The organism is Streptococcus sp. AM43-2AT (assembly GCF_003603405.1).
In the GTDB taxonomy this organism is placed as follows: domain Bacteria; phylum Bacillota; class Bacilli; order Lactobacillales; family Streptococcaceae; genus Streptococcus; species Streptococcus ilei.
In genome coordinates this window covers 169,629-182,937 of the sequence record NZ_QTND01000004.1, presented here as the reverse complement: position 1 = coordinate 182,937, position 13,309 = coordinate 169,629, and the positions used below count along the sequence as shown (strand labels likewise).

Sequence of the window (13,309 nt, the reverse complement as noted above, 5' to 3'; positions counted from 1 at the left end):
CTTAATCTTTCTAAAAATTCCAAAAAGGATAAATGATACGGAGGAGATTTCTTCTCACGTGATGTAAATCACACCCCCTTCATAACATCGTTTCGACTGGATGAGAACTATTCTGATGTAGTCAAAAGCGATCTAGAAACCGGATCTTCAGAGAGGGGCTTCCCCTAGCTGGTATCCTAGTATAGAAAAAGGAGTTAAAACTTTGGCAGGACATGACGTTCAATACGGGAAACATCGGACCCGTCGTAGTTTTTCAAGAATCAAAGAAGTTCTTGATTTACCAAATTTGATTGAAATCCAAACGGATTCATTTAAAGATTTTCTGGATCATGGTTTGAAAGAAGTTTTCGAAGATGTATTGCCAATTTCGAACTTCACCGACACAATGGAGTTGGAATTTGTCGGCTATGAAATCAGAGAACCAAAGTATACCTTGGAAGAAGCACGTATCCATGATGCGAGTTATTCTGCTCCAATCTTTGTAACCTTCCGCTTGGTTAACAAGGAAACAGGAGAAATCAAAACCCAAGAAGTTTTCTTTGGTGATTTCCCAATCATGACTGAGATGGGGACCTTTATCATCAATGGTGGAGAGCGGATCATCGTATCCCAGCTCGTTCGTTCACCAGGTGTCTACTTCAATGATAAAGTGGACAAGAATGGTAAGGTTGGCTATGGATCAACAGTTATTCCGAACCGTGGAGCTTGGCTAGAGCTCGAAACAGACTCAAAAGATATTGCTTACACTCGTATTGACCGTACGCGTAAGATTCCATTTACGACCTTGGTTCGTGCCCTTGGTTTCTCTGGTGATGATGAGATTTTTGATATCTTTGGGGATAGCGAATTGGTTCGCAACACTGTCGAGAAAGATATTCATAAGAACCCAATGGATTCACGAACAGATGAAGCCCTCAAAGAAATTTATGAGCGTCTTCGTCCAGGTGAGCCAAAAACAGCGGAAAGCTCACGTAGCTTGTTGGTAGCCCGTTTCTTTGACCCACGTCGTTATGACTTGGCACCAGTTGGTCGTTACAAGATCAACAAGAAACTCAATATCAAGAACCGCTTGTTGAACCAAACAATCGCAGAACCATTGGTAGATGCTGAAACAGGCGAAATCCTTGTAGAAGCTGGAACAGTGATGACGCGCGACGTCATCGATAGCATCTCAGAACATTTGGACGGTGACTTGAACAAGATTGTCTACACTCCAAATGATTCAGCAGTCTTGACAGAACCAGTCGTTCTTCAAAAATTCAAGGTTGTGGCTCCTTCTGATCCAGACCGCGTTGTCACTATCATCGGCAATGCAAATCCAGATGATAAGGTTCGTACCATCACTCCAGCCGATATCCTTGCTGAGATGAGCTACTTCCTTAACTTGGCTGAAGGTCTTGGCCGTGTCGATGATATCGACCACCTTGGAAATCGTCGGATCCGTGCGGTTGGTGAATTGCTTGCTAACCAAGTGCGTCTTGGACTTTCACGGATGGAACGTAATGTCCGTGAACGCATGTCTGTTCAAGATAACGAAGTATTAACACCGCAACAAATCATCAACATTCGTCCAGTGACTGCAGCGATTAAAGAATTTTTTGGTTCTTCACAATTGTCCCAGTTCATGGACCAACACAACCCACTTTCTGAGTTGTCCCACAAACGTCGTTTGTCAGCCTTAGGGCCTGGTGGTTTGACGCGTGACCGCGCTGGATATGAAGTCCGTGACGTGCACTACACTCACTATGGTCGTATGTGTCCAATCGAAACACCTGAAGGACCAAACATCGGTTTGATTAATAACTTGTCTTCATACGGACACTTGAACAAATATGGTTTCATCCAAACACCATACCGTAAAGTAGACCGTGAAAAAGGTGTGGTGACTAACGAAATCGTTTGGTTGACAGCTGATGAAGAAGATGAGTACATCGTAGCACAGTCCAACTCTAAGTTGAACGAAAAAGGTGGTTTTGCCGAGCCAATCGTTATGGGACGTCACCGTGGTAACAACCAAGAGTTCCCATCTGATCAAGTCGACTACATGGACGTGTCTCCAAAACAAGTAGTTGCCGTTGCGACAGCATGTATTCCTTTCTTGGAAAACGATGACTCCAACCGTGCCCTTATGGGTGCCAACATGCAACGTCAGGCTGTGCCATTGATCGATCCAAAAGCGCCTTATGTGGGTACTGGTATGGAATACCAAGCAGCCCATGACTCAGGAGCTGCAGTCATTGCCCAACACGATGGTAAGGTTACTTATGCGGATGCAGACAAGGTAGAAGTTCGTCGGGAAGATGGATCCCTTGATGTTTACCACATCCAAAAATTCCGTCGTTCAAACTCAGGTACTGCTTACAACCAACGTACCCTTGTGAAAGTTGGCGATGTCGTTGAAAAAGGTGACTTTATCGCAGACGGTCCATCTATGGAAAAAGGGGAAATGGCCCTTGGTCAAAACCCAATCGTTGCCTACATGACTTGGGAAGGCTACAACTTCGAGGATGCCGTTATCATGAGCGAACGCTTGGTCAAAGAAGATGTCTACACATCTGTTCACTTGGAAGAATTCGAATCAGAAACGCGCGATACCAAGTTAGGCCCTGAAGAAATCACTCGTGAAATTCCAAACGTAGGGGAAGATGCCCTCAGAAACCTTGATGAAATGGGAATTATCCGTATTGGTGCGGAAGTGAAAGAAGGCGATATCTTAGTTGGTAAGGTCACACCGAAGGGTGAGAAAGACCTTTCTGCCGAAGAACGTCTCCTCCACGCCATCTTTGGAGATAAATCTCGTGAAGTGCGTGATACATCCCTTCGTGTTCCTCACGGTGGAGATGGAGTCGTTCGCGATGTCAAGATCTTTACGCGTGCAAACGGAGATGAATTGCAATCTGGTGTGAACATGTTGGTTCGTGTTTACATCGCACAAAAACGCAAGATCCGCGTCGGAGATAAGATGGCCGGTCGTCACGGAAACAAAGGGGTTGTTTCTCGTATTGTTCCTGTTGAAGACATGCCATACCTTCCAGATGGTACACCGGTTGATATCATGTTGAACCCACTTGGGGTGCCATCACGTATGAATATCGGACAGGTTATGGAACTTCACCTTGGTATGGCAGCTCGTAACTTGGGCATCCACATCGCAACACCAGTCTTTGACGGAGCAAGCTCAGAAGACCTCTGGGATACTGTTCGTGAAGCAGGTATGGATAGCGATGCTAAGACCATTCTTTACGATGGCCGTACAGGTGAGCCATTTGATAACCGTGTTTCTGTCGGTGTCATGTACATGATCAAGCTTCACCACATGGTTGATGATAAACTCCACGCTCGTTCTGTCGGACCATACTCAATGGTTACCCAACAACCACTCGGAGGTAAAGCTCAGTTTGGTGGACAACGTTTCGGGGAAATGGAAGTTTGGGCCCTTGAGGCTTATGGTGCGTCTAATGTCCTTCAAGAAATCTTGACCTACAAGTCAGATGATGTCAACGGACGTTTGAAAGCTTATGAAGCGATTACCAAAGGAAAACCAATTCCAAAACCAGGTGTGCCAGAGTCCTTCCGAGTACTCGTGAAAGAATTGCAATCACTTGGATTGGATATGCGTGTCCTAGATGAAGATGACAAAGAAGTTGAACTTCGCGACCTTGACGAAGGGGAAGACGACGATGTTATCCACGTAGATGATCTAGAAAAGGCACGTGAAAAAGCAGCTAAGGAAGCTCGCGCAGCTTTCGAAGCTGAAGGGAAAGAAGATTAATAAAATATGTAGTTCAAGAGAGTAGAAAGCCTGAGAAGGTTGTCTATCTCGAAGCTTTAGGCTTGAAGGTGTGAAGGAAAGTCCTTCTCACCTTCACAAAAAGCAAAAGAACATACAATCGATAATGAACATAAAGAAAGGTAAGAAATAGTGGTTGATGTAAATCGTTTTAAAAGTATGCAAATCACCCTAGCTTCTCCAAGTAAGGTCCGTTCATGGTCTTATGGAGAGGTCAAGAAACCTGAAACAATCAACTACCGTACATTGAAACCAGAACGTGAAGGTCTCTTTGATGAAGTCATCTTTGGTCCTACAAAAGACTGGGAATGTGCGTGTGGAAAATACAAACGAATCCGTTACAAAGGGATTGTTTGTGACCGCTGTGGTGTGGAAGTAACACGTGCCAAGGTTCGTCGTGAACGAATGGGGCATATCGAGTTGAAAGCTCCTGTATCACACATCTGGTACTTCAAAGGAATCCCTTCTCGTATGGGATTGACCTTGGACATGAGTCCTCGTGCCCTTGAAGAAGTCATCTACTTCGCAGCTTACGTGGTTATCGATCCAAAAGATACACCGCTTGAGCACAAATCCATCATGACAGAACGCGAATACCGTGAACGCTTGCGTGAATACGGACCAGGTTCCTTTGTTGCCAAGATGGGGGCAGAAGCGATCCAAGACCTCTTGAAACAAGTGGATTTGGAAGCTGAAATTGCTGTCTTGAAAGAAGAATTGAAGACTGCAACTGGTCAAAAACGTGTGAAGGCTGTTCGCCGTTTGGATGTCTTAGATGCCTTCTACAAATCTGGAAACAAACCAGAATGGATGGTTCTCAACATCCTTCCTGTTATTCCACCAGATCTTCGTCCGATGGTCCAATTGGATGGTGGCCGTTTTGCTGCCTCTGACTTGAACGACCTTTACCGTCGTGTGATCAACCGGAACAACCGTTTGGCTCGTTTGCTTGAGTTGAATGCTCCTGGTATCATCGTGCAAAACGAAAAACGGATGCTTCAAGAAGCGGTTGACGCTTTGATCGACAACGGTCGTCGTGGTCGTCCAATCACAGGACCAGGTAGCCGTCCGCTTAAATCATTGAGCCACATGCTCAAAGGGAAACAAGGACGCTTCCGTCAAAACTTGCTCGGGAAACGGGTAGACTTCTCAGGACGTTCCGTTATCGCCGTTGGTCCAACCCTTAAGATGTACCAATGTGGTGTGCCACGTGAAATGGCTATCGAGCTCTTCAAACCATTTGTCATGCGTGAAATCGTTGCGCGTGATATCGTGCAAAACGTCAAAGCAGCTAAACGCTTGGTGGAACGTGGCGATGAGCGTATCTGGGATATCCTAGAAGAAGTCATCAAAGAACACCCAGTTCTCTTGAACCGCGCACCGACCCTCCACCGCCTGGGGATCCAAGCCTTCGAGCCAGTCTTGATTGACGGGAAAGCTCTTCGCTTGCACCCACTTGTCTGTGAAGCCTACAACGCCGACTTTGACGGTGACCAAATGGCCATCCACGTACCGCTTTCAGAAGAAGCCCAAGCAGAAGCCCGTATCTTGATGCTGGCTGCTGAGCACATCTTGAACCCGAAAGATGGTAAACCAGTTGTTACCCCATCTCAGGATATGGTCTTGGGGAACTACTACCTTACTATGGAAGAAGCTGGTCGTGAAGGCGAAGGAATGGTCTTCAAAGACCGCGATGAAGCGGTCATGGCCCTTCGCAATGGTTATGTTCACTTGCATACACGTGTCGGAATTGCGACGGATAGCTTGAACAAACCATGGACAGAAGCTCAACAACACAAGATTCTCTTGACAACGGTTGGTAAGATTCTCTTTAACGATATCATGCCTGCAGAACTTCCATACCTCCAAGAGCCAAATAATGCCAACTTGACAGAAGGTGTTCCAGCTAAGTACTTCTTGGAGCCTGGTCAAGATGTCAAAGTGGCGATTGAGCAATTGGAATTAAACGTTCCATTCAAGAAGAAAAATCTTGGAAATATCATCGCAGAAATCTTCAAACGCTTCCGTACAACAGAAACATCTGCTTTCTTGGACCGTTTGAAAGACTTAGGTTACCACCACTCAACCCTTGCTGGTTTGACAGTGGGGATTGCCGATATTCCAGTTGTTGAAGATAAGGCTGAAATCATTGAAGAATCTCACAAACGTGTAGAACAAATCACCAAACAGTTCCGTAAAGGGATGATTACAGATGATGAGCGTTACAATGCCGTTACAGCTGAATGGCGTGCAGCCCGTGAGAAATTGGAAAAACGTTTGGTAGATAACCAAGATCCGAAGAACCCAATCGTTATGATGATGGACTCTGGAGCTCGTGGTAACATCTCAAACTTCTCACAGCTTGCCGGTATGCGTGGTTTGATGGCTGCTCCAAACGGACGGATTATGGAATTGCCGATCCTTTCAAACTTCCGCGAAGGTTTGTCAGTACTTGAAATGTTCTTCTCTACTCACGGTGCTCGTAAAGGGATGACCGATACGGCCCTCAAGACAGCCGACTCAGGTTACTTGACACGTCGTTTGGTTGACGTTGCTCAAGACGTCATTATCCGTGAGGATGACTGTGGAACTGACCGTGGACTCGTGATCCGTGCGATTACCGATGGCAAAGAAATGATTGAACCATTGGAAGAGCGTTTAACAGGTCGTTATACGAAGAAATCTGTCAAACATCCTGAAACAGGTGCAGTCATTGTTGGTCCAGATACTTTGATTTCAGAAGACCTAGCACGTGAAATTGTCAATGCTGGTGTTGAAGAAGTCACTATCCGTTCTGTCTTTACATGTAACACCCGCCATGGTGTCTGCCGTCACTGTTACGGTATCAACTTGGCGACTGGTGATGCAGTTGAAGTTGGTGAAGCAGTCGGAACCATCGCAGCCCAATCTATCGGGGAACCTGGTACACAGCTTACAATGCGTACCTTCCACACGGGTGGGGTTGCCTCAAATACCGATATCACGCAAGGTCTTCCCCGTGTCCAAGAAATCTTTGAAGCCCGTAATCCAAAAGGGGAAGCGGTCATCACTGAGGTTAAAGGGGAAGTCACAGCCATTGAAGAAGATGCTTCTACACGTACCAAGAAAGTCTTTGTTCGTGGTGCGACTGGTGAGGGAGAATACGTTGTCCCTTACACAGCCCGCATGAAAGTCGAAGTGGGAGATCAAGTCTCTCGTGGTACAGCATTGACAGAAGGTTCTATCCAACCAAAACGTCTCCTTGCCGTTCGTGATGTCTTGTCTGTTGAAACTTACCTCCTTGCGGAAGTACAAAAAGTATACCGTAGCCAAGGGGTAGAAATCGGCGACAAACACATCGAGGTAATGGTGCGTCAAATGATCCGTAAGGTTCGTGTTATGGATCCAGGAGATACAGACCTTCTCATGGGTACCCTCATGGATATTACAGACTTTACAGATGCTAACCGTGATGTGGTCATTTCTGGTGGGGTTCCTGCAACGGCTCGTCCAGTCCTTATGGGTATCACCAAGGCCTCTCTTGAAACCAATAGTTTCTTGTCAGCGGCTTCCTTCCAGGAAACAACTCGTGTCCTCACTGACGCAGCGATTCGCGGTAAGAAAGACCATCTCCTTGGACTCAAGGAAAATGTTATCATTGGTAAGATTATTCCTGCTGGTACAGGTATGGCTCGTTATCGTAACTTGGAACCACAAGCAGTCAATGAAGTCGAAATTATCGAAGAAGTTCCTGTTACAGAAGAAGCAACTGAAACTGTTGAATCAATTGTAGTGGAAGAAAATTAATCCTAAAAGAAGCTTTACTGATTTTCAGTAGGGCTTCTTTTTATGCCTAAAAATAACCATATGGTCACCGCTTTTTCCTATAATATCAGTTTAAAAATATGCGCAAAAAAAATATATATTTAAAATAATGAATATTTTAGTAATGAAAATGAAACTTCATAAAGGTTTGAATGTTAAAAAAAAATAGTATAAAAACCAGCTATTTCAAGGGTTTTAAGGGTTCGAAAGATTCGAATGTTACATATAAATTACAGATTATTAAAATTCGATTAAATGTATTACGAAAGCATTGAGATAGTTTGACTTTTGAAGCTATTGAAGGTAGAATGGATGGGAAAAGTGTCGTCGATTTTGTTAAAAAATTCACAAGGTTAAAAAGGTGAGATGATGAAAAAGATTAAAGTGATGGTTGTTTTTGGAACGCGCCCAGAAGCGATTAAAATGGCTCCCCTGGTTTTAGAGCTTCAAAAGCAAAGTGAGACCATTGAAACGATTACAGTGGTGACTGCTCAGCATCGTCAAATGTTAGATCAAGTGCTAGAGACCTTCCGTATTCAACCGGATTACGATCTAGATATTATGGGGAAAAACCAATCTCTTCTAGATATTACTGCTAAAATCCTTGAAAAATTTGACCCAGTTGTGAAAGAAGTGCAACCGGATATAATTTTGGTCCATGGGGACACAACGACGACTTTTGCAGCCAGTCTTGTTGCTTTTTATAATCAAGTCCGTATTGGTCATGTAGAGGCGGGTCTCAGAACCTTCGATAAGTATTCGCCTTTCCCTGAGGAAATGAACCGTCAAATGACGGATAACCTAGCAGATCTCTATTTTGCTCCAACCAGTGAAAGCAAGGCCAATCTTCTCATGGAACATCATCCAGAGTCGTCCATTTTCATTACGGGGAATACGGCGATTGATGCCCTGCGATTAACCGTGCAAGAGGATTATCACCACCAGGTGCTTGATCAGTTAGATCCACAGAAGAAACTGGTCCTAGTGACCATGCACCGTCGGGAAAACCAAGGCCAACCGATGCGAGCTGTCTTTGCTGCCTTGAGAGAAATGGTAGATGCTCATCCGGAGTTGGAGGTTGTTTATCCAGTCCACCTCAGTCCGGCTGTTCAAGAGGCGGCTAAGGAGATCTTAGGAGATCACGACCGTATTCATTTGATTGCTCCTTTGGACGTCTTTGATTTTCATAACCTAGCATCGAGAAGTTACTTTATTATGTCTGATTCGGGAGGAGTTCAGGAGGAGGCCCCTTCCTTAGGCAAGCCTGTCTTAGTCCTTCGGGATACGACCGAACGTCCAGAAGGTGTCAAAGCTGGAACTTTAAAATTGGTCGGAACGGATCCTGAGAGAGTGAAGGAAGAAATGACTGCTCTGTTGACGGATCCAGATCTGTATCAAAAAATGTCTTCGACCCGAAATCCATATGGAGATGGGAAGGCATCTGAGCGGATTGTTCAAGCCATTCAGCACTATTATGGACTCGTTGACGTGGTGTCTGAATTTATAGAGGGAGAGAATTAGGAATGAAAAGAAGGAATCATTTAGGAGACTGGATGCTTATTTTGGTCGGTTTTGAATTGGCCGTCCTGCTGTACTGTCTATTCTTTGCACGTGAAATTATCATTGAGGAAGCTCTCTTTCTCGTCTTAGCTTTGTTTGCTTCACTGGTCTTATCCAATTTGCTGCTTACCTGGACGATTTTAATTTCAGTCGGTTTAGGAATTGTCTTTCTGGTAGCAGGGGTCGTGTATATCCCTGCAAACCAAGCACTGTTATTGCTTTTCTCTTTCCCGATTCTTGTTGGAATTCTGTCGAAAATTCGCTACTACCTGTTTAAAGAGGTTGCTAAGGTTCAAAACCAAGAAGAGGAAGCGGAAGTCGCCTACCGATCTTTACTTGAAAGTTCTGGCTTTCAACAGGAGCAGAAATTACAAGCCCTCTTAATTCATTGGTCTCATGAGGAACTCTTCTATCAAATCCATCCTCGTGAGTACAATCGAACGCTGAACCAAATTCATTATCTGATTGGCCACCATCTGATCCAAGATGAGAGACTTTATTATGTTTCAGACGGCAATTTCCTAGTGCTCACCAATAGTCAGCAACGAAATTTGCAAGAATATTATCAGTTGTATTTAAAAAATCAATTAGAATCTCTGGTCTTTAAGGGAGAAGATGGCAATCAAGCCATTCAATTCCAAAAAGGCTACTTGGTAGTGGATGCGACCAATCGGACGAAATTCCATAGCTACCAGGAAGCCATTAGTAACTTGAAACGTCAACTTGAAACGGATATTATTGTGGAATATTAGGAGGGACCGATGACTCTTACAAATCTATTTTTTGGGCTGGCCCTAGGGATTAGTCTATTCTTTGCTGTATGCTTTTGTGCATTATTTATTGCCTATTTGGTCATCTACCATTGGGTAAACAAAAACTTTAAGGCGGTGGACCATGATTAGTCAAATTTTAATGATTTTCACCTTGATTTCTATCTGGTTATCTCTAGCCTGGGGCTTGGTGATCCTGATTTCAGCAGTTCAATTCTGGTTGAAACACAGTGATTTCCGTGTGGATACGAGCCCGCTTCTCTATTATCCAAAAGTAACCATTGTGGTACCCGCTCATAACGAAGATGTGGTCATTGCTCAAACTGCTAAGGCTATTTTGGATATGAATTACCCTCATGATCGTGTGGAATTGCTTCTCTTTGCCGATAACTGCTCAGATCGTACCTATGAGGAGTGTCTGGCTGTCAAAGCCCTTCCTGAATACGCTGGACGGGATGTGACCATTATTGATCGTACTGGTACAGGTGGAAAAGCTGGGGTCTTGAATGATGCCTTGAAGATGGCGACAGGAGATTATATCTGCGTCTATGATGCGGATGCTATGCCTGAGAAAAATGCTCTTTATTTCTTGGTTAAGGAAGTTCTTAAAGATCCAGAACGCCATGTGGCTTCATTTGGACGCAACAAGACGAGAAATGCTAACCAGAACTTTTTGACGCGTTGTATCAACCAAGAAATCGTCGTGACCCAGCGGGTTCATCACGTCGGTATGTGGAATCTTTTCAAAATTGGACGGATTCCAGGAACCAACTTTATTATTCAAACAGAATTTGTCAAAAGTATTGGTGGTTGGAAGAATGGTGCCTTGACGGAAGATACGGATATTTCCTTCAAAATCATGCAAAGCGGAAAGTTGATCGCTTTAGCCTACAACTCGGAAGCCTTCCAACAAGAGCCAGAGACCTTAAAAACTTACTATATGCAACGGAAACGTTGGGCAAAAGGGAACTATGAGGTTGTACTTTCTAACTTTAAACACTTATTCGGAAAAGCAAACTGGCGGGTAAAATTAGAGGTCTTCAACTATTCATGTATTTTCTTCTGGTTTAATGCAGCGATTGTCTTATCAGACTTGATTTTCTTTGCCAATGTCGCTGCCATGTTTATCCATCTTTTTGCTCCTGGAGTACATATTCCGTTTGCTTTTGACTCGGAAAATATCTACATTGCCCAATTGATGCTCTTTAACTGGGTGCTGATGATTGGTTTGTATTTGTTGCAAATCAATATTGCCATGGCTTCTCAATTTGGTCAGGCGACAGTGAAACAGATTTGGTTGGCCCTAGCAGCCTACTTTAGCTATTCCCAACTCTTTATCATTGTTTCGATTGATTCGATTTCATCGATCATCATGGATAAATTGCTTCACCGCGAGGGAACCAAGTGGGTGAAAACGAAACGGTTTGCTAGTTAGGAGGACTTATGAGAACAAAAAAAATGAAATATTTATGGTTTGTGGTCATCCTGGCAGTCTTTTGTTTGACTCTCTTTTTGGCTCGGTCAAGAAGTAAGGTGGAGATGCGGAATCGCCTCTATCGGCAATGGACGGAACACTACCTCGTGACGGATGGAAAACAGTCCTATGTTCGTACAACAAACAGCGACCAAGAAACGGTTGTCTTATCAGAAGCACAAGGTTATGGCATGCTGATCACAGTAGAGGCTGCTAAGAAAGACTTAGCCAATCAAGAGGATTTTGACCGTCTGTATCGTTATTATCAAAACAATCGCTTTGATGACACCCAATTGATGGCCTGGAAACAAATCATCAAAAAAGGGAAGCTGTCATCTGAGCATCAAAATGCGACGGACGGCGATCTATATATTGCCTATGCCTTGATGGAGGCCGCAAAACAGTGGCCTGAGAAAGGTGATGTCTATCAAAAGCAAGCCAAGGCTATCTTGGAAGACATCCTCAAGTACAACTACAATGAGAAAACGGGTGTCTTGACAGTTGGGAATTGGGCTGATCAGAATTCCGAATTCTATCACTTGATGAGAACCTCTGATACCCTTCCATCCTTTTTCCAATCCTTCTATGAGTTGACTGGTAATGAACGATGGTTGAGTATCAAAGAGAAGATGTTGGCACAGCTTGATGCTATTAGTTCGCAAAGTAAGACAGGGCTTCTGCCAGACTTTATGTGGGTAGATGAACAAGGGGCGCGTGTGGCGGACCCGGATACTATCGAATCCAAGTACGATGGCGCCTATTCTTACAACGCTTGTCGCCTGCCATACAACTTGGCTCAAAGCCAAGATAAGACCAGTCAAAAATTGGTCAAGAAGATGCTGGACTTCTTCATGAAGCAACGAAATATCTATGCAGGCTATGATCTTAAAGGCAATGCCCTCCATCAGTATCAGGCAGCTAGCTTCATTGCTCCGGTATCTTATGCGGCTGAAAATGGAGATGGCTATCTTAAGTTAGTGCAACAGAACAAGTTTATCTTTATGCAAGATCTATCAACAGATAATTATTACGATGCAACCATGACAATCATGAATGCCCTTCAATTGTTCTAATCGATCATCGCTTGAAAAGAGAGTGGGACAGAAATCGGTAATTCGTTAGAATTCGATTTCGTCGTCCCACCTCCGCACAGTTGAGTAGGGCTGTAAAAGCTGATGAAATCAGTGTAGTAGAGCCCACTCAACCACTGCGTCTTGCTCGACAATTCAAAGACAATTGAGAGGCTAGGACTTTTGTCCCAGCCTCTTTTTCTTATCAAAAAATGGCCTGTCTCTCCTCTATAAGGGAAGATTTTGAAAGAAAATCGTGAAAACGTTCGGGAAATTTACCACTTTTTCCTTTCATGAGCAGAATTCTTTTGTTATCAAAGGATTTTATATATAATATTGGATACAAAGGACGGAGAGAAACATGTATCAAGTGATTGAAATGTATGGGGATTTCGAACCCTGGTGGTTTTTAGAAGATTGGGAGAAGGACATTGTCGCTAGTCAAAGATTTGATGACTATTATGAAGCCCTAAAATATTACAAACGCCAATGGTTACTTTTAAGAGAGCAATCTCCATTATTTAAAAGTAGAAGTGATTTAATGACAATTTTTTGGGATCCTGAGGATCGCCGCTGGTGTGAAGAATGTGCGGAATATGTGCAGCAGTACCATTCGGTTGCCCTATTAGAGAATGACCAGCAGATTCCGAGAAGCAAGCGCCGTCCAGGCTACGAAAAGGAGAATGCTCACACGGCTCATCGCTCTTGTAAGCTAGACAACGAGTCAAATCAGTTATAGTAAGAGAAATTCAATATGTAGTTGAGTTTCTTTTTTTTACTTTTTTTCCAAATCCGGTGCTAGTTGGCTATTTATTTGCGAATTATATAGTGAAAGGAGGAA

Annotated in this window: 7 protein-coding genes; all 7 read left to right on the top strand. The window is 43.9% G+C overall.

The window, feature by feature from the left end:
* Positions 1-202: 202 nt before the first annotated feature.
* The 7 genes from rpoB (at position 203) to DW930_RS09220 (ending at position 13,207) form a co-directional block, all read left to right on the top strand.
* On the top strand, positions 203-3,772 hold the full coding sequence (rpoB, locus tag DW930_RS09260; RefSeq protein ID WP_123159894.1) for a DNA-directed RNA polymerase subunit beta: 3,570 nt from the start codon (positions 203-205) through the stop codon (positions 3,770-3,772).
* Between the two features lie 150 nt (positions 3,773-3,922).
* Entirely contained in the window at positions 3,923-7,576 is a 3,654-nt protein-coding gene (gene rpoC / locus DW930_RS09255; protein ID WP_123159893.1) for a DNA-directed RNA polymerase subunit beta', read from the top strand.
* Positions 7,577-7,963: 387 nt separating this feature from the next.
* On the top strand, positions 7,964-9,115 hold the full coding sequence (gene wecB / locus DW930_RS09250; protein WP_123159892.1) for a UDP-N-acetylglucosamine 2-epimerase (non-hydrolyzing): 1,152 nt from the start codon (positions 7,964-7,966) through the stop codon (positions 9,113-9,115).
* Positions 9,116-9,117: 2 nt separating this feature from the next.
* Complete coding sequence (locus tag DW930_RS09245) at positions 9,118-9,906, top strand: hypothetical protein (RefSeq protein ID WP_123159891.1); 789 nt, start codon at positions 9,118-9,120, stop codon at positions 9,904-9,906.
* A gap of 142 nt (positions 9,907-10,048) precedes the next feature.
* A complete protein-coding gene (locus tag DW930_RS09240; protein ID WP_123159890.1) occupies positions 10,049-11,359 on the top strand; it encodes a glycosyltransferase family 2 protein in 1,311 nt (436 codons plus the stop codon).
* 8 nt (positions 11,360-11,367) lie between these two features.
* Entirely contained in the window at positions 11,368-12,471 is a 1,104-nt protein-coding gene (locus tag DW930_RS09235) for a glycosyl hydrolase family 8 (protein WP_123159889.1), read from the top strand.
* 358 nt (positions 12,472-12,829) lie between these two features.
* Entirely contained in the window at positions 12,830-13,207 is a 378-nt protein-coding gene (locus DW930_RS09220) for a DUF1033 family protein (RefSeq protein WP_123159888.1), read from the top strand.
* Positions 13,208-13,309 lie beyond the last annotated feature (102 nt).